Origin of the sequence: Limnothrix redekei LRLZ20PSL1 (genome assembly GCF_043235035.1) — a bacterium.
Lineage (GTDB): Bacteria > Cyanobacteriota > Cyanobacteriia > CACIAM-69d > CACIAM-69d > CACIAM-69d.
Window position 1 is genome coordinate 1 of sequence record NZ_JAZAQF010000070.1, and the last position, 26,439, is coordinate 26,439.

23 protein-coding genes are annotated in these 26,439 nt (G+C 54.8%); 8 read left to right on the top strand and 15 right to left on the bottom strand.

The genetic code is table 11. The annotated features are described in order from the left end of the window. Positions 1–261 precede the first annotated feature (261 nt). The 6 genes from rpsN to VPK24_RS12150 all read right to left on the bottom strand — a co-directional run bounded on the left by rpsN (position 262) and on the right by VPK24_RS12150 (position 7,904). Positions 262–564 carry a 30S ribosomal protein S14 gene (gene rpsN / locus VPK24_RS12125; protein ID WP_099531687.1) on the bottom strand — a complete coding sequence of 101 codons (303 nt, stop codon included), beginning with the start codon at positions 562–564 and terminating at the stop codon, positions 262–264. Positions 565–754: 190 nt separating this feature from the next. Then, complete coding sequence (locus VPK24_RS12130; protein WP_393013693.1) at positions 755–3,466, bottom strand: glycosyltransferase family 39 protein; 2,712 nt, start codon at positions 3,464–3,466, stop codon at positions 755–757. Between the two features lie 162 nt (positions 3,467–3,628). Beyond that, a complete protein-coding gene (locus tag VPK24_RS12135; RefSeq protein WP_099531689.1) occupies positions 3,629–3,850 on the bottom strand; it encodes a hypothetical protein in 222 nt (73 codons plus the stop codon). 226 nt (positions 3,851–4,076) lie between these two features. Then, entirely contained in the window at positions 4,077–5,189 is a 1,113-nt protein-coding gene (locus VPK24_RS12140) for a polysaccharide deacetylase family protein (RefSeq protein WP_393013695.1), read from the bottom strand. Positions 5,190–6,214: 1,025 nt separating this feature from the next. Beyond that, positions 6,215–7,444, bottom strand: coding sequence for a cysteine desulfurase family protein (locus VPK24_RS12145; protein ID WP_393013697.1), 1,230 nt, complete (start codon positions 7,442–7,444; stop codon positions 6,215–6,217). Beyond that, positions 7,437–7,904, bottom strand: coding sequence for an MgtC/SapB family protein (locus VPK24_RS12150; RefSeq protein WP_393013699.1), 468 nt, complete (start codon positions 7,902–7,904; stop codon positions 7,437–7,439). Before VPK24_RS12150 ends, VPK24_RS12145 begins: the two co-directional genes overlap by 8 nt. Before the next feature lie 363 nt (positions 7,905–8,267). Here VPK24_RS12150 and folK point away from each other — a divergent pair, with 363 nt between their 5' ends. The 3 genes from folK to VPK24_RS12165 all read left to right on the top strand — a co-directional run bounded on the left by folK (position 8,268) and on the right by VPK24_RS12165 (position 11,020). Continuing rightward, positions 8,268–8,771 (top strand): 2-amino-4-hydroxy-6-hydroxymethyldihydropteridine diphosphokinase, encoded by a 504-nt coding sequence (gene folK, locus VPK24_RS12155; RefSeq protein WP_393013701.1) that lies wholly within the window; start codon positions 8,268–8,270, stop codon positions 8,769–8,771. A 19-nt stretch (positions 8,772–8,790) separates the two neighbouring features. Beyond that, positions 8,791–9,348: an NUDIX hydrolase gene (locus tag VPK24_RS12160; protein WP_393013703.1), complete on the top strand. Its 558-nt coding sequence runs from the start codon at positions 8,791–8,793 to the stop codon at positions 9,346–9,348. Between the two features lie 253 nt (positions 9,349–9,601). Next, entirely contained in the window at positions 9,602–11,020 is a 1,419-nt protein-coding gene (locus VPK24_RS12165; protein ID WP_393013704.1) for an FAD-binding domain-containing protein, read from the top strand. Between the two features lie 49 nt (positions 11,021–11,069). On the opposite strand, the gene VPK24_RS12170 is transcribed toward VPK24_RS12165, so the two are convergent. The 4 genes from VPK24_RS12170 to VPK24_RS12185 are packed head-to-tail and all read right to left on the bottom strand — an operon-like array spanning position 11,070 to position 12,734. Next, complete coding sequence (locus VPK24_RS12170) at positions 11,070–11,474, bottom strand: type II toxin-antitoxin system VapC family toxin (RefSeq protein ID WP_393013705.1); 405 nt, start codon at positions 11,472–11,474, stop codon at positions 11,070–11,072. Between the two features lie 4 nt (positions 11,475–11,478). Next, positions 11,479–11,889 carry a hypothetical protein gene (locus VPK24_RS12175; protein WP_393013707.1) on the bottom strand — a complete coding sequence of 137 codons (411 nt, stop codon included), beginning with the start codon at positions 11,887–11,889 and terminating at the stop codon, positions 11,479–11,481. 27 nt (positions 11,890–11,916) lie between these two features. Continuing rightward, on the bottom strand, positions 11,917–12,324 hold the full coding sequence (locus VPK24_RS12180) for a type II toxin-antitoxin system VapC family toxin (protein ID WP_393013709.1): 408 nt from the start codon (positions 12,322–12,324) through the stop codon (positions 11,917–11,919). Further along, positions 12,324–12,734 carry a hypothetical protein gene (locus VPK24_RS12185; protein WP_393013711.1) on the bottom strand — a complete coding sequence of 137 codons (411 nt, stop codon included), beginning with the start codon at positions 12,732–12,734 and terminating at the stop codon, positions 12,324–12,326. The genes VPK24_RS12180 and VPK24_RS12185 overlap by 1 nt, the downstream gene beginning before the upstream one ends. A gap of 460 nt (positions 12,735–13,194) precedes the next feature. Here VPK24_RS12185 and VPK24_RS12190 point away from each other — a divergent pair, with 460 nt between their 5' ends. Then, entirely contained in the window at positions 13,195–14,136 is a 942-nt protein-coding gene (locus VPK24_RS12190) for an EcsC family protein (protein WP_393013713.1), read from the top strand. Between the two features lie 84 nt (positions 14,137–14,220). On the opposite strand, the gene VPK24_RS12195 is transcribed toward VPK24_RS12190, so the two are convergent. Next, positions 14,221–14,595, bottom strand: coding sequence for a hypothetical protein (locus VPK24_RS12195; RefSeq protein WP_393013715.1), 375 nt, complete (start codon positions 14,593–14,595; stop codon positions 14,221–14,223). Between the two features lie 212 nt (positions 14,596–14,807). Here VPK24_RS12195 and VPK24_RS12200 point away from each other — a divergent pair, with 212 nt between their 5' ends. Together VPK24_RS12200 and VPK24_RS12205 are read left to right on the top strand one after the other, a co-directional pair. After that, positions 14,808–16,178, top strand: coding sequence for an AAA family ATPase (locus VPK24_RS12200; protein WP_393013717.1), 1,371 nt, complete (start codon positions 14,808–14,810; stop codon positions 16,176–16,178). Beyond that, positions 16,175–17,053 (top strand): DUF4435 domain-containing protein, encoded by an 879-nt coding sequence (locus VPK24_RS12205; protein ID WP_393013718.1) that lies wholly within the window; start codon positions 16,175–16,177, stop codon positions 17,051–17,053. Before VPK24_RS12200 ends, VPK24_RS12205 begins: the two co-directional genes overlap by 4 nt. 169 nt (positions 17,054–17,222) lie before the next feature. Here the strand turns inward: VPK24_RS12205 and VPK24_RS12210 are convergent, their stop codons facing one another. Next, on the bottom strand, positions 17,223–21,938 hold the full coding sequence (locus VPK24_RS12210; RefSeq protein WP_393013720.1) for a glutamate synthase-related protein: 4,716 nt from the start codon (positions 21,936–21,938) through the stop codon (positions 17,223–17,225). A gap of 880 nt (positions 21,939–22,818) precedes the next feature. Between VPK24_RS12210 and VPK24_RS12215 the strand changes: the two genes are divergently transcribed. Beyond that, the gene (locus VPK24_RS12215; RefSeq protein WP_099531705.1) at positions 22,819–23,130 is read left to right on the top strand and encodes a carbon dioxide-concentrating mechanism protein CcmK; all 312 of its coding nucleotides are present in this window, start codon (positions 22,819–22,821) and stop codon (positions 23,128–23,130) included. 92 nt (positions 23,131–23,222) lie between these two features. Beyond that, positions 23,223–23,867: a Uma2 family endonuclease gene (locus VPK24_RS12220; RefSeq protein ID WP_393013722.1), complete on the top strand. Its 645-nt coding sequence runs from the start codon at positions 23,223–23,225 to the stop codon at positions 23,865–23,867. Positions 23,868–23,995: 128 nt separating this feature from the next. Here the strand turns inward: VPK24_RS12220 and VPK24_RS12225 are convergent, their stop codons facing one another. From VPK24_RS12225 to VPK24_RS12235, 3 genes are read right to left on the bottom strand one after another with little or no spacing between them, the layout of a single operon-like run. Continuing rightward, positions 23,996–24,289, bottom strand: coding sequence for a putative quinol monooxygenase (locus VPK24_RS12225; protein WP_393013728.1), 294 nt, complete (start codon positions 24,287–24,289; stop codon positions 23,996–23,998). A gap of 60 nt (positions 24,290–24,349) precedes the next feature. After that, positions 24,350–25,039, bottom strand: a complete 690-nt coding sequence (locus VPK24_RS12230) for a response regulator (protein ID WP_393013724.1) — start codon at positions 25,037–25,039, stop codon at positions 24,350–24,352. After that, complete coding sequence (locus tag VPK24_RS12235; protein ID WP_393013726.1) at positions 25,020–26,144, bottom strand: sensor histidine kinase; 1,125 nt, start codon at positions 26,142–26,144, stop codon at positions 25,020–25,022. The genes VPK24_RS12230 and VPK24_RS12235 overlap by 20 nt, the downstream gene beginning before the upstream one ends. Between the last annotated feature and the right edge of the window lie 295 nt (positions 26,145–26,439).

Consider the following 26,439-nt stretch of genomic DNA (forward strand, 5'->3'; position numbering starts at 1 on the left):
ATCGATTTTGCAGAACAGAGCTTCTAGACTGAGCATGGCGGGGTTGGGCTGAGTGTTGTTTTGGTTAATGCCTCAGCTTAACCAGCCCCGTCTTTCCTTCGCTCCCCTTATCCCGAATTCACGTTTATTTAAGGCATGTAATAGAACCAAAAGCACGTCGATCGGGTGGACCGGCGTGCTTTTGTGAAAACGGGATGGACTTCGGCAAGAAGCCCCAAAACGGTGCGGTAATGGTACTGCTGATGCTGGCCAGTTCGTGGCTTACCAGCTCGACTTGACCACACCGGGCAGCAAGCCTTGGTGAGCCATTTCGCGCAGAGCATTCCGGCACAGACCAAAATCACGGTAGTAGCCACGGGGACGGCCAGTTAACCAGCAGCGGTTTTGGTGGCGGTTCCGGGCGCTGTTGCGGGGCAGGCGCTGAATTTGGCGATGCAGGGCCAGCTTTTCCATCGGATCCTGGGCGGATTCAAACTGCGCCTTCAGATCGGCACGCTTGGCGGCATATTTAGCAATCAGGCGATCGCGCTTCTTTTCGCGCTCGACCATGGACTTTTTAGCCATTGCGGTGTTTCTGCTTGTTGACTAAGGGTTGGACTGTCGAAACTCGACAGGGGCTAATGCTTGAGACCGCTGGACTGCACAGCCCTAAACAGATGCTGGGTCTTGGCGGCAAAAAAGGGTATAAGCAAGCATCCTATTGTACGGCAAGGCGACCGATCGCGATCAACGGGTCATGATCAACCAGTCGCGATCAACTGGTAGGCGGGATTAACCCGATCGGGGGGTGGTGGCTTTGGGTGGCGGCCGGCTCCAGGGACTGACCGATTCGCAACTCAGCGATCGCCCGGCCCAGTTCCCAGCGTTGGGCATGGGCCACGGCTTTTAAGTAATGGAATTCGGGCACTCGGGGAGCCAAGGCTAAGGCTTGTTGGATGGCGGGCCAGGCGGCATCGGTTTGAAATTCATAAAGCCGCACCACGGCCAAGTAGGCCTGGGCCCAAGGGTTGCGTGGTTCTGCTTGGGTGATTTGCTCGAAGGTGGCGATCGCGCCGCTGGTGTTTTGATCCAACACTTGGGCCAAGCCGAGGGCATAGCGCCAACCGAGTCGATCGGGTTGTTGACTGAGGCGATAACGGAGGGTCAGTTCCGCTTGGGCCACGTAGGTTTGATTGGGATTGTATTGGTTAATCCGGCCAATGGTGTTGAACACGGATTCCAAGCCCGATCGCCCCGATCGCAATTGCAATCCCAGCAGCCGCAGTTGGGCCACGCCGTCCAGTTCGGGAGCCGGTTGGGCCAAGGCGGCCGGGTCAATCACCACGGTGGCTTCTGTGGGAATCGCGATCGGCTGGGCCCGATCGCCCAATTGGGGATCGTTGGGCAACAAACTCGCCCAAAGACGATACCGACCGGGGGCCAAGTCCGGCGGCAAGACCATGGCCGATCGATCCCAAACCTCCCAGGCCTGGCCGGCGGACGGGGGAAGAGGGGTCATTAACCGGCCGCGACCAATGGCCCGATCGTCAATCCAGCCGGTGCGACCCGCCGGGCGATCGGGTGTGGGTTCCCGCTGCCAGGTCAACAGGGCCAAGCCCCCTTGCAGTTGGGCCGCCGGGCCCTGCCAACGGTAGGTGACCGGCGCAACTTGGCCCGGAGGCAGCCGCTCCGGCAGTTGGGCCATGAGCTTCAAGGGAGCCGGATTGGCCAAGGGGGCGACCGTCACTGATGGGGATCGCCGTTGCCAAAGTTGCCATTCGGAATCCGCCGCCACGGGCCAATGTTCCACCAACTGCAACTCGGAACTTTGGCGCAGGGTTTGGCTGGTGGCCGCTTGGGCTTCTCGTCGTCGCCGGCCCCGCATCGATCCCTGGTCACCGGTTTTCAGCAAATACCAATCGAGCGATCGGGCATCTTGGGCCACGGCTTGCGGATCAGTGCCCACCTGCCGGCCGTAAACCTGAAAATTTCGGGCGGCTCCAAAGAAGTTGAGGTTGTGTTGATTCAGTTCAGCGGTGGAGGGCAACACGCCCACGGTGGATTGCAGATGGGGTGCGCGATCGATCACGGCCTGCACCACTTGGGCATGGGGCAAGGCGGGCCCCCATTGCACCACCCGCATCGGCCCGGGAACCAAGGGAGCCACCCCGGCGGCCGTGGGCGGCAACCAACTGAGCACCGACAGCAACACCGTCAGCCCCAACAGGCTCCACCGCACCCGCGCTCCCCAAACCAGCCAGCCTCGGGCCAAGACGATCGCCCCCACGGGCCAATAGGGCAAAACGTAGCGCCAGTCTTTGTTCACCAGCAAGGAACACAACAGATAGGCTCCGAGCCAAAAGCCCAGCGTCCAGAGCCACCCCCGGCGATCGCCCTTGGGAACCGGTGAACTGGGCAAGGGGCGATCGGGCCAGGCCAGTTGTTGTTGATATTTCAGAAAGGCCAAACAGCCCCCCGCGATCGCCAGACCCAGCAGGGGCCAAGACAGATGTTGCGGAAAAAGCTTCAGGTAATAAGTCCAAGCATCGAGGGTGTTGAGGGCCGGGTCACCTTCCACGATCGCGGAATCCACCGTGGCCCGCTTGCCGCCACTGAGCACAAAGAGCCAATTTGCCTGATACCAAGGAGCCGCTACGATCCAAGCGATCCCCAGAACCAACAGGCCTTGGGTGACCCGTTCCCAGCGCGATCGCCAGAGGGCAACGGTCAGCAATCCCGCCCAGGGCAACCCCAGGAAGAAAACCACCGGTTGCTTGGTCAGCAGCCCAGCTCCCAACAACAGCCCCAGCCCGATCGCCCACAGCCACTGGGCCAAACGTCCGCGCCAGGGGCCCAACCGGCCCCCCGTTGCCCAAAACACCAGGGCTGCAAAGGCCGCCGTTACCACAGTCACCAAGGGGAATTCGGTGAGATAGTCCAGCCGCACGCGCCACAGACCGGGCATCACACTACACAGCAGGGCGGCCCACCAGCCCGTGGTGCGATCGAACAATCGCCGCCCGATCGCATAAACCGACCCCAGCAACAGCAGCGAACAGGCGGAATTCAACGCCGTCGCAGCATCGGCCGTGGGGCCAAACAGCCATAAAAACGGCACGGTGATGATGGCCACCAGGGGCGGCACTTTGGGGGAGAGTCGCCAAAAATCCACCCACCAGGAACCAGACAACCACTGGGGATCCCGCAGGGCATCGGCGTAGGTCAGGGCCGCCGTTAGATATTCCGCTTGATCCCAGGCGGGGGCTGATTGGTCGATCGCGAACCAAGCCCGATCGACCAACAACACCAACAGCCACAGACCCAGCAGCTTGGCCCAATCGGTCTGCCACCTACCCTGCCACCTACCCTGCCACCAGCTTTGCCAATGGTTGGGATGGAACCAGTGGTGAAACCTGTGAATTCTGAACCCGTGAACCCTGAACCCGCTGCCTAGCTGGCCGGCGCGATCGCCCAAATCTTGACCCATTCTCAAAATGCTCCCCCAAAACCAAAGGCAGGGGATGATCAACCGATCCCCTGCCCCCATCGGCGGGCCCAACGCAGTACCCGATGGACTTTCTCTGTCCTATGTTCGATCGTCGTTGGTTGACCCGCCACGACTCTTTCTCAGTTTTATATCCGTGCTCGATTACCCTTCCGGCATCGGATTATATTCATCACTTGGCTCAGTGGCCCCGATCGCCCCTTGATCTTGGTTAATGCAACCTCCCCGATCGGCTACAAACTTACAAACTCGGCTCCAAAGACGCGCCCTTGTGCCTGGGCTGCCATAGGAAAACAGCACTCGATCACCCAGCGGATTCATTTCAATCCGCACACCGCAAGTCGAGCAAGTCTGCACATTAGCCATAGGGGATCTCCTCGCGCCAAAATCTGGCATAGGGCGGCACTCGTAAACCGATCCCCAAGGCAATTGTCGGGGATCGGCACAAGTTCCATACACCATAGCGCGCCAATTCAATTTGGCAATTGGCCCAGGCAAATCACTCGATTTGGGGAACACAGAATCTATTTGGCGATTGGCCCAGGGAGATCACCCGATTCGGAGAACACAGCAGCAACGATCTCAGCGGTTCCTACAGCGGTAGATCCATGGTGGAATTGGGGGAATTCATGGGAGCGTTGACCGTTGGGTCGATCGCCCCGGGCGTAGGGTTAGCCGGTTGCGTTGCGGTCGCTGTTGGTTGGGGCTTGGCCGTGGCTCGGGTGTTGGCGGAGCGGCTGGCTTGGGCCCGCAGTTGCAAGAGTTCCGGCATGGTGACGAAGCGGTAACCCTGGGCTTTCAGTTGCCGAATGATGATAGGCAAGGCTGCCACCGTGTTGTGTCGATCGCCCCCGCCATCATGCATCAGCACAATATCGCCCGGGTGCATGGTTCGCATCACCCGATCGACAATGGTAGCCGCCGGAGGTCTGCGCCAATCACCCGTATCCGTTCCCCACATAATCGTGGCGTATCCACGACTTTGGGCGTAGGTATCCATCCCATTGTTCAAAACGCCACCCGGCGGCCGATAGAGGCGAGCCACCTGGCCGGTTTTGGCTTGGATAATGGCGGCGGTTTGGTCAATTTCACGGGCCGCCGCCGCCGGAGCATGGCGATGGTAACCATGGGACCAGGTGTGATTAGCGAGCACGTGACCTTCCCGGGCCACGCGCTGCCCGATCGTCGGGAAGGCCTGGAACATGCGACCAATCACAAAGAACGTGGCCTTCACGTCTTCCTGTTTCAAAATGTCCAGCACCTGATCGGTATAACGGGGGGCTGGCCCATCATCAAAGGTCAACGCCACCACCTTCTCACCACTGGCCAGGCGTTGATCCCGCACCAGTTTGCCCACAAAAGCTTGGGGCAAATTCCCCAGAGCCATCAAAATTTCCTGCTCTTGGCTGGTCACTTGCTGGCGAAAATTACCAATGCTGCGATCGAGCGCTTCACCTAGGGAAAGGGGCGGAGCCGATTGAGAGGCCACGGCGGAATTGTCCAAGGCGGTTTTGAGCGAAGCATTGCTGGTGGTCCAGGCATAGCTGCCTCCCAACACCGCCGCACAGGTTACCAACGCCAACAGCCACCATCGCCAAGAAAAACGCGATCGCTGACTGAAGTTTTGCCCCACCTTACTGGAACGATAGCCACGGGTGGCTTGGGATCGTGAAGAACCAGATCGTTTAGAAAACAGCCGAGTCATAGGGGCAACAGGAAGAGCCGGAAGGGCAGGAATAGCGGTTAAAAAAACATCACGTGAGAAAACATCGCGGAGCAACGGAATCAACCAGCAGACTCACGATGAACGAGGTCAGTTGAGGGTCGATGTGGTCAGGGGGCGTAAGCAATAGATGTCAGTGGTTATCAAGGGCTGAAAATCAAGAATTCTCAAGAGGTCTCAAGAATTCTAAATCCATAAAATTGAATGATGAATAGACTCAAGCCTCGTTTATTTCAGGAAAGATTTTCGAAAATGAAATTGCATTGGTGTGAAGAGTAAGGCGGCATAAAAAACAACAAAATTCAGATGAAATTAGAGATTCGATCAACTCCAAAATATTTTGAATGAGTTATTTAGAGACAAGTTATTTGGGGTACATGAGAATGCCGTTTTACCCTAAATTATGCTTTGACTTGATCCACTGGGTTATGCAGTAGCGATTGGAAAACCTGCTCCATCAGTCTGACGCTCCTGCCATTGAGCCATTATTCATAGCTTGAGATTCATATCTCGATCGACGGGGATCGATTTGCGGCCGAGGTGAGGATGGGCGGTCAGGAATCAGTCATTGCAGATCACCTGCATTGCCCAGCAAATTTCCCCATCAGTTTTACCCGATCGCGCCGGTTATGCCACCTTGATTGCATAACCCGATCGCTGGGTGCTGAAAACCGGATTGTTCATGGAGATTTTGAACAACGGCTTTGAACGATCACTGTGAACAGCAACCGTGAGCAGCAACCGTGAACAGCAACCGTGAATAATCGGGCGCTGGGGTGAGCGATGGTTCGGTCTTGGCGCGATACAGCGCAAGGTAGCAGAAATTTTGGAAATTGAGGGGGAAATTCTGTCTCTAGCGCAAAATACCGTGGCCGACCGCCATGGGCTGGCTAGATTTTTGACTCAACGCCTGGTTAATGTCGGGCCAAGGCTTGGTCAATGGTTAACGGGGGAGTTAAACGAGGGGTGGCCCATCTGGGATGCGGTTTGAGTCTGCGGAGGAGCCTTTACGCAAGGGTTCCAGCGTTGCGGCGAATCTGTTCGATCGCCCTAATTAACCGGGTCGCGACTCGATCGATGGTGGCGAAGTCATGGAATCGACCCAACCCAAACCGCAGCGTTGTGGTGAGGGGGCCGGCCGACTGCCCGAGCGCCTTGAGCACATGGGATTGGCGGCCGGTTTCCGATTGGCAAGCGGAGCCAGAAGACACAGCGGCGATCGACTGGATAGCTTTCAAAACGGCTCCGTTGGGCAATCCCTCGATCGTAACGTTCAAGTTACCCGGCAGGCGGAGGCTGGGGTGGCCATTAAGTTCCAGGGCCAAACCCGGCGCAGTGGCAAAGTAGGTTTGCAATCGTTCCCAAAGCCGATCGCGCAGCATTTGCAGTTGTTCTGCTTCAGTGGCCAAGTGCTCCATCGCCAGCTCGATCGCCCGGCCAAACCCAACAATTTGCGACACGGGCAAGGTTCCCGCCCGCAGTCCCCGTTCCTGGCCGCCGCCGTGCAATTGGGGAGCCAAGGCCACGCGGGAGTTGCCCCGCCGCACGTACAGGGCCCCAATGCCCTTGGGCCCATAAACCTTGTGGGCTGTCAGGGACATGAGATCGATCGACTGGGTTTGTACATCAAGGGGCACTTTCCCGATCGCCTGGGCCGCATCCGTGTGAAACAGCACGCCCCGATCGCGACAGAGGGCCCCAATTTGCTCGATCGGCTGCAAAACACCGATCTCATTGTTGGCCACCATCACCGACACCAGCACCGTTTCCGGCCGCATGGCTTGGGCCAGGGCCTCCAGATCCAACAAACCCAGGTGATCGACCGGCAAAACCGTCACCTCAAACCCCAGGGATTGCAAATAGCGACAGGGATCCAGCACCGCCGAATGTTCCGTGGCCACCGTAATCAAGTGCCGCCCTTTGTTGAGATAGGCCTCGGCCACGCCTTTAATAGCCAGATTGTTGGCTTCCGTTGCACCGCTGGTGAACAAAATTTCCTCAGGGCTGGCGTTGATGGCTGCGGCCAAGGTGGCCCGGGATTGATCGACCGCGGCCGCCGCAGCCCAACCGTAGGCGTGGTTGCTGCCTGCGTTGCCAAAATAGTCCGTTAGAAAAGGCCACATGGCCTCCGCCACTCGGGGATCGATCGGGGTCGTGGCATGACAATCTAAATAAACCAAATTCGCCATCTTGGGCCAGGCGGCTTTGGCAAGTGGGAGCTGCTGTAGTTTAGTCATCGTCCATAATTGCGTTCATATCAAAATTGCGAGTTAAACGCCGCTCCACCCCATTCAAGCGCAAGACTAGGAAAGCCATCAGTGCTCCTAGGGTGGCCAACCCTAACAAGCCGCAGCCCGCCGCGAACCCCAATCCGGCCGAGACCCAAACGGCCGCTGCTGAGGTCAGTCCCTTCACCTTCTCTTCGCTGCGTTTGGTGCGTAAAATTTCCCCCGCGCCCAAGAAACCCACTCCGGTGGCCACACCTTGGGCCGATCGGCTGATGGCATCGATATTCGCCCCCATTTCCGCCGGAATGATAGCAAACAGAGCGGCTCCCAAACTCACCAGCATGTGAGTGCGCATTCCGGCCGGCTTGTGTCGCAACTGCCGATCGATCCCAATGGTTCCCCCCACAAACAGGGCCAGCCCTAAACGAATTAGCAAATGAAACCAGGAGGGATCGGGGGGAAGATTCATCAGAAGTTCAGGATCGGCGGTATTTTAAAGCGGTTTGGCGGTGACCGTTTGGCGACGGCACGGGGCGGGGGCCATAGGGCTAATCAAGGGCGAATTACCAGGCAGCGAATGACGGAAACGATGAAGCAATTCACGGGCGATCGGGCAGCAGACGATGGGACATCACCGACAACATCACCGACAGCAGCACCAAGAGCAACACCCACAACAGCACCACTAACAGCACAAGCAACGGCGAAGATAACGCCGCAAATGGAACCTTTGCCTTGGCCCCAGGAGAGTGATTTGACCCCGGGGCAGAATTTGGCAGATTCTATAAATCCGGCACAGAGGGAGCCAAAGCATTCAGTACCCACATACTCAGTGCCCAAGCATTCATTACCCTGTGCGATCCCCTGTGCGATCGCCCTGGGTGGCAACTTGGGCGATGTGGCCGCCACCTTTGAGCGTGCTCTGGCGGCTTTGGATGCCACCCCGGGCATTCAGGTCACGGGTCGATCGCGCTGGTATCGCAACCCGCCGATGGGCCCGCCCCAGCCGGACTTTCTGAATGGTTGCGCCCTGTTGAAGGTTGCCCTTAGCCCAGAGGCCTTGCTCGATCGATTGCAAGCCCTGGAAAACGAGGCGGGGCGAGTGCGGACAGTGCATTGGGGGCCGCGCACCTTGGACTTGGATTTGTTGCTTTATGGCGATCGGGTGATGCAAACGCCTCGGCTACAAGTGCCCCATCCGGGATTAGGCGATCGGGCATTTTTTGCGGTTCCTCTGGCGGAAATTGCCCCCGATTGGGTGGAACCGCTCACGGGCCGGGCGATCACGCAAATCGCCCAAACGCTAGACTGTTCAGCAGTCATTCCCCTAGCCTAACTCACGACCCATCCGTCCTATGCCCCTTGGAACCGAACTCGCCCACAAACTCCGCGATCGCCTCACCTATCGCGGTCGTAAGTTTGCCTTCGAGGTTGCCCAATTGCGGTTACCCAACGGCGCAGAGGGGGAGTGGGAATGTATTCGCCATCCCGGCGGGGCCTTGGCCGTGCCGGTTACCAACGATGGGCAACTGGTGTTGGTGCGGCAATATCGCTTCGCCATGCAAGGGCGCTTGTTAGAGTTTCCGGCTGGAACTGTGGAATTGGGTGAAGATCCGGCGGCAACCATTCGGCGGGAAATTGAAGAAGAAACGGGCTATGCGGCCGCCACCTGGCATTGCTTGGGGGATTTCCCGATCGCCCCGGGCTATTCCGATGAGCTAATTTATGCCTTCTTGGCCACAGATTTGACCAAGCTAGACAAACCACCGCTACAAGATGACGATGAAGACATCGAAGTGGTGTTGATGACTCCTGAAGTGTTTGAAGAAACGGTGCGATCGGGGGTGATGGTCGATGCTAAAACCGTCACTAGCTACTTTCTAGCCAAACCATTCCTAGCAGGATCAAACTAAGCCAATTGCCTCAGAAGTTCTGTAGTTCCATACAGATCAGCGACTGATTTTTGCAATCCACAATGCTCGATCTAAAATGCATGATCTAAAATGCGCGATCTAAACCACAAGCAAAACGAGATCCATGACATAGGCAAAGGGCTTAAGCTCCTTTTTGACAGACTGATTTAGTGTCTGATTCAGGGATGAGAGTAAACTCTGAAACCATATTCCTTATTCCTTAATTCATTACTCTGAATCATTGACAGAGATCATGACTGACTTAATTCTGTTTTGGCATCGAAAAGACCTGCGAATTTCCGATAATTTAGGTCTGGCCCAAGCCGTTGTCCGATCGCCCAAAGTTGTCGGTGTTTTCTGTCTTGATCCTGGAATTCTCGATCGAGATGATGTGGCTCCCGCACGGGTGGCTTATCTGATCGGTTGCTTGGCAGAATTGCAGCAAACCTATCAAGAACGGGGCGGGGATTTCCTGATCCTCAAAGGGGATCCCACGGTGGAAATTCCCAACCTAGCCGATCGCCTCGGAGCTGTGGCCGTGGCCTGGAATTGGGATGTGGAACCCTACGCCTTACAGCGCGATCGGGCCCTGTTGGCTGCCCTGAAGGAGCGGGGCATTGCTGCTCAAACCCAGTGGGATCAACTGCTCCATGCGCCGGACGAAATTCGCACCGGCTCCGGCACGCCCTACACGGTCTATGGGCCCTTTTGGAAAAATTGGCAGTCCCGATCGAAAGCGGCCCCTGCTCCCACGCCCGATCGCCTCTTGCCCCTCACCGAAGCTGAGCGGGCCAAAACCCAGGCTATCCCGCTGCCCACCGCTCGCCAATTGGGGTATCCCTGGGATGGGCCTTGGATTTTGGAACCGGGAACCGCCGCCGCCCGATCGCGCTTGGAAACCTTCTGCCAACGGGCTATTGAAGCCTACGATCCCGATCGCAACTTCCCCGCTCTGGAGGGCACATCGGGACTGAGCGCCGCTTTGAAATTCGGGGCGATCGGGATTCGGGAAATTTGGCAAGCCAGCGCCAGCGCCCTCGACCATGCCCGCAGCGAAGAAGCCATCAACAGCATTCGCACCTGGCAACAGGAATTAGCCTGGCGCGAGTTTTATCAACATGTGATGTATCACTTTCCCGAACTTGCAAAAGGAGCCTATCGCGCGCCCCTCAAAACTTTTCCTTGGGAGAACAACGAAGCTCTCTTTGAAGCTTGGTGCAATGGCCAAACGGGTTATCCGATCGTTGATGCGGCAATGCGTCAACTGAATGAAACTGGCTGGATGCACAACCGTTGTCGCATGATTGTGGCCAGTTTCCTAACCAAAGATTTGATCATTGATTGGCGTTGGGGCGAAAAATACTTTATACAAAATCTGGTCGATGGCGATCTTTCGGCTAACAATGGCGGTTGGCAGTGGAGCGCTTCCAGTGGCATGGATCCCAAGCCGTTACGCATTTTTAATCCCGCTAGCCAAGCCCAAAAATTTGATGCGGAAGGTGACTATATTCGTCAGTGGGTTCCTGAGTTGCGCCGGTTGGATACGGGATCATTACTCACGGGAAAAATCACCCCGATCGAGCGTCGATCATTGGGTTATCCCGCCCCGATCGTTGACCACAAAATTCAGCAGGAACGCTTTAAGCAACTCTACAAAGCCCAAAAAGCCTAATCATCCAAATGAAGGGCTGAAAAGTCGATCGCGGGCAAGGGTTAGCAGTTTAGCGAATTAACCAATTCTCCAATCGCAATCCTTGCACGCGAGAGAGATCAGAATCGTTGGAAATCAAAATCCAATTTTGGGCGATCGCCGTTGCCGCAATTAAAATATCTGCATCTTGAATCAGGCAACCGCGCGATCGCAGATCTGCATAGATCTCGCTAGCAATTTCCACAATTTCTGGATGCGTCACTGGCAAGATATCCACAGCTTGATAAAACCGCTGAAAAGCTGACAGCTTATTGGGCGAAGGCCTTGCAAGCAAGCCGCGCTTAATTTCGTAATAGGTTATTGCACTAATCGAGATCGGTGTTCCCCGCAATTTAGCCTGATTGAATCGACTGACTGCCAAGGGATTACCCACCATGAGCGCCGTCACAATGTTGGTATCTAACAGGATTCCCATGAAGTTAATGAGTTCCGATCGCAGCTAACTCCGCCAACTCTTCCGCAGTGCAAGTTTGGGTTAATTCCGCTGTTGCAGCACTGGCAGTAGCAATGTCCGTAATTGCCTTTTGCAAAGACTCTGTTGATTGCTGTAAGACAGCTTGGCAAAGATCAGGATCAGCTATCAGTAATTCCTTCAAGTGTTCTAACAATGCTGATCGATCCACCGATTCGGCCAAGTCTGATGTCAACAAAATTGGGTCGAGTAAGCGTTCTATGCGGGCGATCGCCTGTTCTAGGGTTGGTTCTGCGGACGCGGTCGGCTCGATCGCCCCATCCCAGCCCAGGAGCGATTGCACCAAATCCCAAATCAGCCGCAATCGATCGCCCACTGATAATCGCAGCGCTGCCGATCGCAAGTCTCCTGGATTCATTGCTTGATCCCCCATTGTTTTTTAGATTCAACGAATCAGCCAGTTTTCCAATCGTAATCCTTGCACGCGAGAGAGATCAGAATCGTTGGAAATCAAAATCCAATTTTGGGCGATCGCCGTTGCCGCAATTAAAATATCTGCATCTTGAATCAGGCAACCGCGCGATCGCAGATCTGCATAAATCTCGCTGGCAATATTGACGATCTCCGGATGCGTCACCGGTAAAATATCGACCAATTGGCAAAAATCAGTAAAGGCTTGGATCTTCTTCTGCGACTTGTTCGCCAACAACCCACGCCGACATTCAAAGTAGGTAATAGCGCTAATAGCGATTGGCATCACCACAATTACCTCAAGAAACTTGGCTTTTACTGAGGTATTGCCCTGAATGACGGCACTCACAATATTCGTATCCAGCAGATAGCCAACCAACACTATTTCCCCTCAATGATGGCTACGAGTTCTGCTTTCTCTGTGTCGGATTCTTCGGCTGCAATCTGACTAAATGTTTCCATGACTAGCCACAAGCTCACACGCTTCAGAAGCGTTTCCTCCGGTGTGGCTAAGATGGCTCGCCAACGATCGGGCGATTGCGAAAGGGAAGATGCCGCCCGATTGAGTACCGGCCGTTTCAAGCCAGGATCCCAGTCGGGATGTGCTGCCAAGGCCTGGTCAATTAGTTGTTCAATCCGGGCGATCGCCTGTTCTAGGGTTGGTTCTGCGGGCGCGGCTGGCTCGATCGCCCCATCCCAGCCCAGGAGCGATCGCACCAAATCCCAAATCAGCCGCAACCGATCGCCCACTGATAACCGCAGCGCTGCCGATCGCAAGTCCCCTGGATTCATCGCTTGATCCTCCACTCGATTGTCTGCTGTGATCTTGGCACAAGCGCTTCTGCAACGAGCGATCGCCAATCGTAAGCGCCTTCCAGACAAAGCAATCTCCCTAGCATGTCAGGCAGCCTGCTTCCCGACCGTCCCAGTTCAAAGCATTTTCCCGCCTGCAAACGGCATCACGAAGCGCCTAATCGGCATTCCCACACACCGTCTACCATATAGAGCAGAAACCAACTAATAATCCAGGTTATTAAGTAGTCTTTGTGATCTGCTTGTTTCGATATCAGTGATCGGAGTCACATAAAAGCCGTGATTAATTAAAAATTAGGAAAACATTGTTGTAATTTCATTGGAGAATGAGCATGGCGATTAAAAATAAAGCAGTTTAGCCATGAAACTGTGAAGCTCCTCAAATCGCTTATGTTTGCTATGGACAGTTCTGATTCCTAGTTTCCCCCTCAGAATTCTCATGTCTGAACCCACATCTGAATCAGCATTCGATTTGCAGCGCAGTATTGAGGGCCTCCTAGATGCTGCCTCTAGTGTCGATTCTTCCGCAGTTCGAGAAGCTGTTCATAAAACCCGCATTGACAATCCCACGGCATTGCCCGAAGACATCGCAAAGATGATCATCGGACAGCAATCTTTGATGAGTGGCTTGTTAGGGGCAGGAACAGGTTTATTAGGCGCACCTTTTTTGGTAGCTACCTTACCGGCAGATCTGGTGAAAATGCTGAAGTTGCAAACCTTCACCATTCACAGCGTGGCCTATGCCTATGGCTACTCTGCCGAGACAACGGATTTCAAGACCGATGCTTCACTAATTCTGTCTAATAATTCTTTTGATGAAATCTCTCGATCTCTCCAGAAAATGCTAGAAGCCCAAATGGAGCAAGCTTTCAAGGAATTAGATCTGGAACTGACTCCTGAAGAATTACAAGACCTACAGCCTGAATCGACTTGGAATCTGGGGGCTACAGTGAATCAAGCGGCTAAAAAATCCGCTGCAACCACCGCTGTAAAACTTGGTGTTTCCCACAGCAGTAAGTATATTGCGAAAGCTGCGGTTCGATTGGGTGGCAATGCCCTGTGTGACCAGGCCCTAAAGCGTGTGCCGCAACTATTGAGGGGAATGGCATGGTCAGTGGCTGGTAAGAAGATTGCCGAAAAAACAATTCAACGGGGAGTCAGCCGCGCTGTTCCCGTTTTGGGTGCGGTTGTTGGTGGTGGCATGGATTGGTGGGCAATCCAACAGGTTGGAAATGTGGCGATCGACTACTACAAAAACGATGGGCCAGAGCATTTGAAAGCGCTGACGGAAATCTTCGGAAAAGTGCCGGTTGAGGATCTGAATGAGGATAATCCATTCCCGCCGAGCGATCTTGACGAACTCTTTGCAATCCCTTGGTAGGGTGTGTAGGAGCGCGATCTCGGAATCACGCAACAGTTAGCTTTTCAATACTATGCGTCATCGAAAACAACCACATGGGTTTAATTAAGCTGGGTTGAGTGCTGGGGATTCGATCGCGGGTAAGGGTTCGATCGGGGCGGCGATCGGAACCCACTGACAGAAGCAAACGGCGATCGCCTCAAACGCGCTGCCCATCTCCCGGGGTTCATAAACCTCAACCCGTGTGACTTGCCAATTGCTGAGGCGGCTGTGGGTGCTGGCGGCGGGAAATTGCGGATCGATCGCCGACTCAACCCGCACATAATCGCGCAGTCGATAGCCCGGTTGAGGCAAGGGGCGCTGAGACGCATCGTAATACTCAACCAAAATATCCGTCAGGCTACCGCTGGGCATCAGTTGCCGATCGTCCCACCCTTCCGCGTCGGCCGTTTCCGTTTTGAAAATGATGTAGCGTCCCATGGCCTGCCTCAGTCTTCAGGGACGAGCCGGGCTAGCGATGACGAGGCTATATAGCCAGTTGCCCATCGCCCACCAAGTAACAGTGATGCTAACTTAGAGGTATCGCCTTTCTATTACACATCTGTCAATTATACTATTTGCAGGATAGCGCAACTTTTGACCTGCACTTTGCCAAGTCTGCCAATAGCAAATTGTGTAAATCTAGAAAAAACATGAAAATTCAAAAAATCTCTGTTGATGGACTTTTTGGTGTTTTTAACCATGAAATATCGTTGAATTTAAGCGAAAAAATTACAATTATTCACGGGCCGAATGGGTTTGGAAAAACAGCTATCTTGAGAATGCTGAATGGATTTTTTAATGCTCAATATTCTATTTTCAAAAAAATTCCATTCAGGAACTTCCAGATTGAATTTGTTAATGGGGATAGTGTGGCAATTAAAGGGAATACAAAAGATAAGATGCAAAGCCATTTACAAGACATCGAATTTGTCTATCGTGAGCCAGGACAAGAAGACAAAGTTTTCTGTTTAAAAAGCAACCAAAGAATGACAAAGCGAAAAATGTCAAATTTTCGTTTTGATCCTGATGTATGGGAGGAAGTTATACCCGAAATTCGCCAAATCGGAAGCAAACTGTGGCGAGATTTGCGCACAGGTGAACCTCTTACGGCCCAAGAAGTTCTCGAAAAGTACGGTCATCTTCTGACTGATGAAGGAAATCCATACACAGAAGATGACTGGTTAATTAAGTTAAAAAGTGATGTTCATATTCGGTTAATCGAATCACAACGATTATTAAATTTTCTTCCGAGTCGTTCTTCTAGAAGCTACTCTGGTTCACCTTCAATGTCGCCCACAGTACTAGCCTATTCAGAAGAGATTGCTCAACTCATTAAATCGAAACTTGCAGAATATGGTGCAACTTCTCAGTCTCTCGATAGAACCTTTCCTGCAAGAGTGGTCAAGCAACCATTATCTCCTGAAGTTACAGATGAACAACTCCGCCAGCAATTAGATGAGCTAGAAGAAACTCGTTCTGGATTGATTGAGATTGGTCTATTAGATCAGGATGGGGATACAGAGTTACTAACTCAACTGCAATCAATTGATGAAAGTACTCGAAATGTTCTTTCGGTCTACATTGAAGATGTTGAGAAAAAACTTGACGTTTTCCGTGAAATCGCAAACAAAATTGACTTGCTTAAAAGGATCATTAATAAAAAATTCTCTTACTCCTATAAAGAGATCAGCTTTAGCAAAGACAAAGGATTTGTTTTTAATACACTATATCATCCTAATTCGCCAAATCATGGCACAGTTTCACCGACAGACTTATCATCTGGTGAGCAACATGAACTAGTACTGCTGTACGAATTACTGTTCAAGGTTCAGCCAAATTCCTTAGTCTTAATTGATGAACCTGAACTTTCGCTTCACGTAGGCTGGCAGTCTCAGTTCTTAAAAGATTTGCAAGAGATTACAGAGCTTGCCGATCTTGATATTCTGATTGCCACCCACTCTCCTGATATTATTCAAGACCGTTGGGATTTGACTGTGGAGTTAAAAAGACCGCAGCAATGAGAGATCATATTTCTGTTAATCGCGAGGCGAATGCTATTCACATGAGGAGAAGCACATTTTCTGGTGCTTTTTTATTGATTGAAGGTAACTCAGATAGAACCTTCTATGAACGCTTTATCGATGACAAAGAATGCCAGATAGTAGTAACTTCAGGAAAGTCAAGAGCTATCAGTATTCTAAAGATTCTGGAAGGTTTTAGTTTCCAAGGTGTGGTTGCTATTGTTGATGCAGATTTTGATCGACTTGAAAATTTCGTCTCTACAAGTCCTAATTTGATTCAGACAGACACGCATGACTTAGAAACTATGCTTCTGATTTCACCTGCTCTTGAAAAGGTAATTCGCGAGTTTGGAATTCGGAGTGACGATGAAAGCTCTAGACAGAAAATGACTGATTTTAGTAATACAATCAGAACGAAACTTCTTGACTGTGGAATACCTATTGGATATTTGAGGTGGATTTCCTTACAGGAGTCGCTGGACTTAACTTTTGATGGGATTGAGTTTGCCAGATTTATTGATGGAAAAACACTTCAAATTTGTCTAAGAAATCTCATAAGGGAAGTTAAAAATAAGTCGCAAGCTCATTTATTACAAACTGAAGATCTGCAAACGGAAATAGAAAATCAAAGAGATGATAGTCATGATCCTTGGCAAGTTTGCTGTGGACATGACTTAGTTCAAATTCTATCCCTTGGATTGCGCCAACTTGCTTCCAAGAAGAATAAATCTGAAGTAAAACCAGATGATTTAGAGCGAAGCTTACGACTTGCTTATGAGGGAGTATTTTTCTACCAGACACAGCTTTATACAAAAATTTGCCTGTGGGAAAGCAACAATCCTACGTTTCGAGTTCTACATAATAGCAGTGCTTGAAATCTCTAGGCTTCAAAATGTTGTGTTGCCACCACAGTCTTTTTGACTGTCGAGCCAATGCCAACATTCATCGCAAAAATAACCCCAGTCGATCGCCCTGAATAAGCAACCAACTGGGGTCAAGGAATCGGGCAGCTCATCACCACCCGATCGCCCTAGGGAATCGAAATTAAACCGTTGCGGCCACCTTTTCCTCGGCGGGGTTGGCATTCGCTTCCGGCGTGTTCGCTTCCGACGGCGGAACCACCTGCCAGAACTTGGGCAAGCTGTTCGCCCAATCGGCCAGGATCGCCTTCGCCTTCGGGCTGCCGGTCTTTTCGGCGTGGGCTTCGATCAGCGTCTTCAGTTGCTCCTCGCCCGCCGGGGTGCAAACCCGCTGGATCTTGACGATTTCGCCGTTCACCTTGCCGGGGAAGCTGCCATCTTCGTCGTAGCAGTAGGCTAAACCGCCGGTCATGCCTGCGCCCACGTTGCGACCCGTGGAACCGAGCACCACGATCGTGCCGCCGGTCATGTATTCGCAGCAGTGGTCGCCTGCGCCCTCGATCACCGCTTGCCCCTTGGAGTTACGCACGCCGAACCGCTCGCCGGCCCGACCGCTGGCGTAGAGCACGCCGCCCGTGGAACCGTAGAGGCAGGTGTTGCCGACGATCGCGTTGTGTTCCGGCGCAAAGGTGGCTTCGGTGGGCGGCCGGACGATGATTTCACCGCCGTTCATGCCCTTGCCCACGTAGTCGTTGGACTCACCAATCAGCTCTAGGGTCATGCCGTTGATGTTGAAGGCTCCGAAGCTTTGGCCGGCGCTGCCCACGAAAGTGAGGTGCAGATGCCCTTCAAAGCCCTTGTCGCCGTAGCGCTTGGCGATGTTGCCGGAAACCCGCGTGCCCACGGAGCGATCGGTGTTGATGATCTTGATCGTTTTGTGAACCGTGCCCTGGTGGCGGATCGCCCGTTGAATGTCCTCATCGCCCAGGATCGCGTTGTCCAGCACCACATCGTTGCTGTGGGGGCGGGGGCTGTGGTTCAGCCAACTGCGATCGCTCCGGGTGTCGGGCAGGTTGGTCAAGATCGACAGGTCGATCGCCTGGGTCTTGGTCAGGCTGGCATCTTCGCGCCGCTTCAGCAGATCAGCGCGCCCAATCACCTCATCCAGGCGACGGAAGCCTAACCGGGCCAGCAACAACCGCACTTCTTGAGCCACAAAGTAGAAGAAGTTAACCACGTGATCCGGAATGCCGGGGAACCGCTTGCGCAGGTGCTCCTGTTGGCTGGTGACACCCACGGGGCAGGTGTTCATGTGGCAAACGCGGGCCATGATGCAGCCCTCGGCGATCATGGCGATCGTCCCGAAGCCGAACTCTTCGCCACCCATCAGGGCCGCCATCAACACATCCCAGCCGGTTTTGAAGCCGCCATCGACGCGCAGGACGACGCGATCGCGCAGGCCGTTTTCCATCAGAGACTTGTGCACTTCCGCCAAGCCCAATTCCCAGGGACTACCGGCGTGCTTAATCGAGCTGAGGGGTGAGGCTCCCGTGCCGCCGTCGTGGCCGGAAATTTGGATCACGTCGGCGTTGGCCTTGGCCACCCCGGCGGCTACCGTGCCGATGCCCACTTCGGCCACCAGTTTCACGGACACCTTGGCGCGCGGGTTGATTTGGTGCAAATCAAAGATCAGTTGGGCCAAATCTTCGATCGAGTAGATGTCGTGGTGGGGCGGCGGCGAAATCAGGGTTACGCCGGGCTTCGATCGCCGCAGCATGGCGATGTAGGGGCTGACCTTCTTGCCGGGAAGCTGACCGCCCTCACCGGGTTTTGCGCCTTGGGCCACCTTGATTTCGATTTGCTCGGCGCTCATCAGGTATTCCGGGGTCACGCCAAAGCGCCCCGAAGCCACCTGCTTAATCGCGGAGCTGGCCCGGTCGCCGTTGCGCAGGCCCTTCAGGTGCGGGAAGGTGGCGGACAGGCCGTTTTCGTCCACATCGTTCAGGGTGATGTAGCGGCGCGGATCTTCGCCGCCTTCGCCAGAGTTGGACTTGCCGCCAATCCGATTCATGGCGATCGCCAGCACCTCGTGGGCTTCCGGCGACAACGCACCGAGGGACATGCCGCCCGTGCAGAACCGCTTCAGAATCGATTCGATCGACTCCACCTCGTCCACGGAAATCGGGCTGCGGCTGGTGTCGAAGTCCAGCAAGTCCCGCAGGGCCGTGGGCGTGCGCTGCTGCAAATAGCGCTTGTAGACGCTGTAATGATCGTAGGCTTCGGTGCTGAGGGCTTGCGCACCGGGCATCCATTCGCCCTCGGGCGTTTGAGCCTTGAAGGCATCCACGGCCTTGTGCAGGGCCTTGGCCATTTCCGGCGAGTTCATGTGGTATTCGCCGCCCTTGCGGTACTGGACGAAGCCCATGTTTTCCAGCTTCTTGGCCGTCAGTTCGGGGAAGGCCGCCGCATGGAAGGTCATCACTTCCTGGGCCAGTTCCGCCACGCCCAAGCCACCAACGCGGGACGGCGTGCCCACAAAGGCCAGGTCGATCAGCTCGCGCCCAATCCCGATCGCCTCGAAAATTTGCGCCCCATGGTAGCTAGCCAGCAGCGAGATTCCCATCTTCGAAAGGATCTTCAGCAACCCGGCTTCCACGGCGGCCCGGTAGTTGGCCTGGGCCTGCTCGATCGAGCAGGCCGGCAACTTACCGCTGCCCATTAGGTTTTGGGTGCGATCGCTGTTCCACCAGTGGCGGATGCTTTCCAGGGCCAGGTAGGGGCAAACGGCGCTGGCCCCGAAGCCCACCGCACAGGCAAAGTGATGCGTACTCCAGCATTGGGCCGTGTCCGCCACGATCGACACCTGCATCCGCATTCCTTGGCGGATCAAGTGGTGGTGAACCGAGCCGATCGCCACCAGCGGCGGAATATAGGTGGTTTCCGGCGACAGGCCATCGGTGCGATCGCTCAGGATCAGGATTTCTGCCCCGCCTTGCACCGCCGCCACGGCCCGTTCTTGCAGGGCCGTAATCGCTGCCCGCAGACCCGCCGGGCCATCAGCCGTGCTGTAGAGCGTTGAAAGGGTGACCACTTGCATTCCGGACTCGGACAGCTTGCCCAGTTCCGTTTCATTCAACAGGGGCGAGCTAATCTTCAGCAGGCGAGCCGCTTCCGGAGCCGGAGTCAGCAGGTTGCCACGCCGTCCCAGGTGCATTTCCAGTGACATCACCAGCTTTTCGCGCAGGGGGTCGATCGGTGGGTTCGTCACCTGAGCAAACCGCTGCTTGAAGTAGTCGTAGAGCAAGTGGGGCCGGGTCGAGAGCACCGCCAAGGGGATGTCATCACCCATGCAGTAGGTCGGCTCCTTGCCGTTGGCCGCCATGTCCACAATCACCAAATCAATATCCTCGGCGGTGTAGCCAAAGGCCGTTTGGTGTTGCAGTAGGCGACCTTCATCCAGGTTTTTATCGATCGCAAAGGGTTGGGCGGTCAACTGCTGTTGATGGTCGCGCACCCAGTCGCCGTAGGGATGCTGGCGAGCCACCTTCAGCTTCAGATCCCAATTTTTCAAGATTTCACCGGCTTCCAGATCCACGGCGATCGCCTGGCCGGGGCCGAGACGACCCTTTTCGAGGATGTTCTCGATCGGCACATCCACCACACCGGCTTCCGAACCCACAATGATGTAGTCATCGCGGGTGATGCAGTAGCGGGCGGGGCGCAGACCGTTGCGATCGAGCGTTGCGCCGACGATCTTGCCATCGCCAAACACTAGCAGCGCTGGGCCATCCCAGGGTTCTTGCACCCCGCGATAGTAGTTGTAGTAATCGACGATTTCCGGATGATCGGCCAAATCCGGCTGATTTTCGTAGGCTTCTGGAACCAGCAGGGTGACGGCTTCCAGGATGCTGCGGCCCGATCGCACCAACAGTTCCAAGGAGTTATCCAAGTTGGCCGAGTCGCTGTTTTCATAGCTGACGATCGGCTTGAGGGCGTTTAGCTCCTCGGTTGTCCAATTTTCATGGGCCAAATCCGCCTGTTTGGCCAACATCCAATTCAGGTTGCCCAGCAGGGTATTGATTTCGCCGTTGTGGCCCAGCATCCGCATCGGTTGCGCCAGAGGCCAGCGGGGCATGGTGTTGGTACTGAAGCGTCGGTGGTAGACTGCCCAAGCGCTGGTGTAGTCCGGGTTGGTCAAGTCTTGATAGAAGCGGCCCAAGACCTCCGATCGCACCATTCCCTTGTAAATAATGGTGTGGTTCGAGAGGGAGCAAGCGTAGAATCCTACGGACTGGGATGTGACTTTTGTATCATCCTCACCGAGTGCTCTCACCACCGCATTGCCGAGCCGACGGCGCAGTTGGTAGAGTTGCCGTTCCAGGGCATCGCCGGTTAGGGTGGATTCAATAATCACCTGCTCGATCGTCGGTAGGTTTTCGCGGGCTTGGATGCCCAGCACCTCGGGGCGGGTGGGCACGACACGCCAACCCAGCAGGGTCAAGCCGACCTCCGCGATCGTTGCGTCAATGGCGGCCTTGGTTTTGGCCAGCTTGTCCGTATCCAACGGCAGGAACAACATCCCCACCGCCGTGCGATCGCGCTCGATGGTCTTGCCTTCGGTGGCGGCCCACTGCTCAATCAGGGTCCAGGGAATCGCTGTCATCACCCCTGCGCCGTCGCCCGAGTCGCGATCGGCACTGCAACCGCCCCGGTGCTCCATGCAACCCAGGGCGATCAGAGCTTTCTCCACCAAGTCGTGACTGGCTTGGGCCTGGCGCTGGGCAATGAAGCCTACGCCACAGGCATCGCGCTCCTCAGTCAGATAGCGCAACCCGGATTCCGGCATTACCGGCAACGGATTGCTGGAAAACACAGGGGCTTGGCTGGTGCGGTCACTCATAGTGGATCGGGTGGACTAGGCGATCGGGGTGAATAAAAAAAACAGACAGCGAGGGCGATCGAGCCACAGCGGCGATCGAGTGGCCGCTGCTGAGATCGATCAAGTTAGGGTCGATCGGATGCGATCGAAACTACAGAGTTTGCGTTATGACTGGGTTAAAAGACCGTCTGTTGAGCTTGGTCTTGAGTCCCCGGCAAAACGACCGGAATACATAGCCGGAGGGGCTTACTGATTGTCCGGTGAACGCGGTTGCACTGGTTGTATTGGCAACTACTGATTAGCACTGATCGGTAACGATCGTGTCAATCGCTGGCGGAACCGGCATCGGGAGCACGGGGTTAGCACGCGGGCGATCGACTGCAATCCCATGACCCAGTTCAATCCCATGACCCAGGGCCAAAACCGCTGGAAGCAGAACCAGTCAACCGCGATTGGGTTGGTCGGATCGGAAGATTGGTGCGCACATCCGCCAGCACAAATCGTCATTCATCGAGTCGTACAGATGACTGGGGAGTGAGGGGGTGCACCAAAATGATTCGAGCCTTCAGGATAGTCAGCAAACCCAATTCTAAAGAAACTGTAGCGCTTTAATCTAGATCGGCCCTTGGCGTTTATGCAACTGATCGGCCAACGAATGTTGATCGAATGTTGATTGGAATCGATCTGAATTGCTAACTCAGTTGCCTAAACTGCTCGTTGGGTTGCTCATCTTTGCTCCCATTTCCCCGCGAGTGAAGAAACCCGAATGGGTTCCCCAGCCCCAATCCTGCCGTTGCTCAGATCCCTAGCGGCGATTCGACCCGATCGCGCTACACTTTTGCCAGGGTTGGCTTAGCTGCCCCGTGACCTGCGCCCTTCATTTTCGCGTCCCTGCTGTCCCATGCCCATTGCCGTTGGAACGATCGAAACCCTTGGCTTTCCCTCCATCCTGGCCGCCGCCGATGCCATGGTGAAAGGCGGGCGCGTCACCCTGGTGTTTTTTGACAAGGCCGAAAAGGGCAACTTTTTCATCACCATTCGCGGCCCCGTCTCCGAGGTGGAGCGGGCCATGGAAGAAGGGATCAAAGCGGCGAAAGCGGTTTATGGCGGTCAGGTAATGAGCCACTACATCATTCCCCACCCCTACGAAAACACGGAGGGCGTGATGCCGATCGACTACACCCCCGAAAGCGAACCCCACCGCGTCACCTAAACTTTCAATCATTTTTCTGTTCAAGCGAAAACGGGAATTGGATCAAGGGATCTGAGATAGCAACGCTGAAATGATTAAGGTGGAGCTGCATCGTGATTGCTCAAATTCAGCCGCCATTTCCGTCCCAATCCATGACCGCTGCGGAGTATTTGGCTTGGGAATCTGAGCAGCCCATTAAGCATGAATATATCCATGGGCAGGTGTATGCCATGGCTGGCGGAACCTTGCCCCATAACGATATTGCGGTGAACTTAACCAGTGCCCTGCGGTTGTTTTTGCGCGGAACAGGCTGCAAAGTGCGAATGGCTGATGCCAAGGTGCAGGTCAGCGCTGCCGGGCCATACTTTTATCCCGATTTAGTTGTGAGTTGTGACGATCGCGATCAACGGGCGATCGAGGCCATCAGTTATCCCAAATGCATTGTTGAAGTGCTATCCCCCAGTACCGCCGGGTTCGATCGCGGCGACAAATTTCGCTACTATCGCCGCATTCCAACCTTAGAAGAATACGTGCTAATCGATGCGGAAAAGGTGGGAGTTGATTGCTATCGCAAAACGAGCGCTGGGAAGTGGGAATTAACCGCATATCCTGACGATGAAGCCGATCCGAACCAGCCGATTCTTGAGCTGATGAGTCTCAATTTTGCTTGTCCGCTGTCGTTGGTTTACGAAGAAGTGGAACTGAGCCAAGCGATCGATCCAAATCCCACAGATTCCACTCGATCGGCTGAGTCATGATCGCCCTCTCTGTTCAGCACGGGTGTGCTCGATCGCCCTCTGCGCTGCCGCCACTGACGTAAGATAGGCGACTTGCGCTCCCATGGATGAATTGCTGGGAGAAACGACATTCTAGCTTCGAAGAGCAATCAATCTTCAGGCTTCAAAATTCCCGTTTCTAACTGATCGAGATAGATAAATTCTGGTGCTTTCACACCGGCTTGTTGGCGAATTTCTACCAACCTCGGTGACTCAAAAAATGCCCTAGCATCTTGAATTGAAGTCCAATGGGAGAAGTGAACAATCTTGTTAGGATCGCATTCATCCCGCAATACTTGATAAGAGCGCTCGCCTGCCTGTTGGCGAATGTTGGCAGCGCCGTCAAAAATCGCTTTCCAAGTGGCGTAACCTTCCACTTCATGAATGATTAACACATGAGCCATGATACAATCAACCTCTTGCACGAATATCACGAATATTAGGTGAAAAATCCCCAAGGCCACCTAGGAGATGGCGCGATCGCCCATAGGCGCTTGGTGTTGCAAGAGGTGAACTACGGCTTGGGTGCGATCGCGCACGCCCAGTTTTTGCAAAATGGCATGGACATGCACCCGCACCGTGCCGGGGGCAATGTGCAAGGTTTGGGCAATGTCTTGGTTGCTCTGGCCCTGGGCGATCAGATGCAAAATTTCCTGTTCTCGTTGGGTGAGTTCCTCGATCGCCCCATGGATCAGGCGATCTCCCCGACTTGTCACGGTTTGGGGAGCGCTGGCTGTGTCCGATTGGGCCATGGCTGCTTGGATTTGGCTGGTGGCTAGGTCGTCCCACCAGGAGGCCCCGGCAGCGATCGATCGCATCGCCAGAATCAGGGTGTCGGCGCTAATCCCCTTGCGACAATAGCCGCGTGCTCCGGCGGCCACCAACCGGGCGATCGCGTCGGGTTCGGCGCGGGAGGTGAGCACCAACACGGGCAAGGCGGGCTGAATTTGCACCAGTTGCCGACAGGTTTCCACGCCGCCCATCCCCGGCAACCCAATATCCAGCAGGGCCACATCAAAACATTGTTGGCGAGCTAGGTCGATCGCCTGTTCGCCATCAGCCGCCGCCGCCACCTGCCAATCGGCTTCCTGCTGGAGCCGGATCGTCAGCCCCAGGCGAAATAGCTCGTCGTCTTCAATCAGCAGAATTTGCATGGACTGCGGGGGTAATTGGCGGAGGACAAGCGGCCAGCTCCACCAGGAAGGTTGCGCCTTGGGGCGATCGGTTCTCTGCCCAGATTTTACCGCCGTGGGCTTCGATGATTTGGCGGCTGAGATAAAGCCCCAACCCCGAGCCGGTGAGCTGGCGATCGCTGCCCGCTTGATAGAACCGATCGAACAGCTTGGGCAGCGCCGCCGGGGGAATGCCGGGGCCCGAGTCCGACACCTCCAGCCGGTGGCAAGACCCGAGCGATCGCAACTGCACCAAAATTTGCGAGTCGCGCGGCGCGTGGTTGAGGGCATTCAGCAGCAAGTTATCGATCGCCCGCTCTAACTGCAAGGCATCGGCCGCCACCCAAAAGCTGGCCCAAAAGCCCGAATCGCCGCGCTCCAGCCGAATCGTGACGCGCCGCCCCGCCGCCAACACCCGCAACGGTGCGATCGCCCGTTCCGCCAGCTCGCCCAACTCCCAAGGCTGGCGATCGAGCCAGACTCCTTCCGCGTCGTTGCGATAAATTTCCAGGATGCTTTCCAGCAGGCGCAAACTGTTGCGGTGACTGCGTAACATCACCGCCAACACCTGTTGCTGCTGTTCGGTGGCGGGGCCCAGTTGTTGGGATTGGAAGGCTTCCAGAGTGGCGATCGCCCCGAGTAGCGGCGTTTTCAGATCATGGGTCAAGGTGGCGGCAAAGTCTTCGCGCAGTTGGGCGAGCTGGCTTTGGGCGGCCAGTTGGGCCTGTTGTTGGGCCAACCGGGTGCGATCGCGCCGGGCCCGATCGCTCAACAGGGCCGTGACCAACAGGGCCAAACAAACCAACAACCGATTGGTGATGGCGGCCGGTGAACCCATCGCCCCGGCCGGCACCCACAGGTTAAGCAACACCAGCCCGATCGCCCCCAGAGTGACAACCATCGTGGTTTTGGGCCGACCATAGGCCCCCACCAGCCCGACCGGAACCACATATAGATACCCCAACACGTAATCGGTGGGGGTCAAAAACTCAGCGGCGATCGCCAGCACTGTCCAAAGCACCGTGGCGCTACCGATCCAAACCCGTTGCTGGGCCAAGGGAACTGATGGGGTCGATCGCCGAGTCATGGCAGTAGCCCTGAGTTGATGGACAAGAATGATCGAAACAAAGGGTTGAAAGGTTGTTATCACCTCCTAAAACAGGACTGGGAGCTAACTTGTCAAGAGGGTTGAAAGCTATCTAGGTAGGTTTAAATCTGACTTGAGAGTTAATTAATATTAACTTCGTAAGTCAGTTCTAAGAGCTAATTTATAAAGAGAAGCTAAAGCCGACTTGGCAGCTCTAAATCCGGTTTTAGGCTAGACCTACCCGAAGCATCACCCAGCTCATGAGTCGTCTCCCGGTCATTGCCAATCCTACCCG

What these genes read in the sequence shown, in the direction of transcription:
- VPK24_RS12170 (WP_393013705.1), bottom strand. Translation starts at nt 11,474, where the DNA reads ATGGGAATCCTGTTAGATACCAACATTGTGACGGCGCTCATGGTGGGT.
- VPK24_RS12215 (WP_099531705.1), top strand. Translation starts at nt 22,819, where the DNA reads ATGCCCATTGCCGTTGGAACGATCGAAACCCTTGGCTTTCCCTCCATC.
- VPK24_RS12165 (WP_393013704.1), top strand. Translation starts at nt 9,602, where the DNA reads ATGACTGACTTAATTCTGTTTTGGCATCGAAAAGACCTGCGAATTTCC.
- VPK24_RS12210 (WP_393013720.1), bottom strand. Translation starts at nt 21,938, where the DNA reads ATGAGTGACCGCACCAGCCAAGCCCCTGTGTTTTCCAGCAATCCGTTG.
- VPK24_RS12195 (WP_393013715.1), bottom strand. Translation starts at nt 14,595, where the DNA reads ATGGGACGCTACATCATTTTCAAAACGGAAACGGCCGACGCGGAAGGG.
- VPK24_RS12150 (WP_393013699.1), bottom strand. Translation starts at nt 7,904, where the DNA reads ATGAATCTTCCCCCCGATCCCTCCTGGTTTCATTTGCTAATTCGTTTA.
- VPK24_RS12135 (WP_099531689.1), bottom strand. Translation starts at nt 3,850, where the DNA reads ATGGCTAATGTGCAGACTTGCTCGACTTGCGGTGTGCGGATTGAAATG.
- VPK24_RS12185 (WP_393013711.1), bottom strand. Translation starts at nt 12,734, where the DNA reads ATGAATCCAGGGGACTTGCGATCGGCAGCGCTGCGGTTATCAGTGGGC.
- VPK24_RS12205 (WP_393013718.1), top strand. Translation starts at nt 16,175, where the DNA reads ATGAGAGATCATATTTCTGTTAATCGCGAGGCGAATGCTATTCACATG.
- VPK24_RS12160 (WP_393013703.1), top strand. Translation starts at nt 8,791, where the DNA reads ATGCCCCTTGGAACCGAACTCGCCCACAAACTCCGCGATCGCCTCACC.
- rpsN (WP_099531687.1), bottom strand. Translation starts at nt 564, where the DNA reads ATGGCTAAAAAGTCCATGGTCGAGCGCGAAAAGAAGCGCGATCGCCTG.
- VPK24_RS12175 (WP_393013707.1), bottom strand. Translation starts at nt 11,889, where the DNA reads ATGAATCCAGGAGACTTGCGATCGGCAGCGCTGCGATTATCAGTGGGC.
- VPK24_RS12190 (WP_393013713.1), top strand. Translation starts at nt 13,195, where the DNA reads ATGTCTGAACCCACATCTGAATCAGCATTCGATTTGCAGCGCAGTATT.
- VPK24_RS12140 (WP_393013695.1), bottom strand. Translation starts at nt 5,189, where the DNA reads ATGACTCGGCTGTTTTCTAAACGATCTGGTTCTTCACGATCCCAAGCC.
- VPK24_RS12145 (WP_393013697.1), bottom strand. Translation starts at nt 7,444, where the DNA reads ATGACTAAACTACAGCAGCTCCCACTTGCCAAAGCCGCCTGGCCCAAG.
- VPK24_RS12130 (WP_393013693.1), bottom strand. Translation starts at nt 3,466, where the DNA reads ATGGGTCAAGATTTGGGCGATCGCGCCGGCCAGCTAGGCAGCGGGTTC.
- VPK24_RS12235 (WP_393013726.1), bottom strand. Translation starts at nt 26,144, where the DNA reads ATGACTCGGCGATCGACCCCATCAGTTCCCTTGGCCCAGCAACGGGTT.
- VPK24_RS12230 (WP_393013724.1), bottom strand. Translation starts at nt 25,039, where the DNA reads ATGCAAATTCTGCTGATTGAAGACGACGAGCTATTTCGCCTGGGGCTG.
- VPK24_RS12200 (WP_393013717.1), top strand. Translation starts at nt 14,808, where the DNA reads ATGAAAATTCAAAAAATCTCTGTTGATGGACTTTTTGGTGTTTTTAAC.
- VPK24_RS12225 (WP_393013728.1), bottom strand. Translation starts at nt 24,289, where the DNA reads ATGGCTCATGTGTTAATCATTCATGAAGTGGAAGGTTACGCCACTTGG.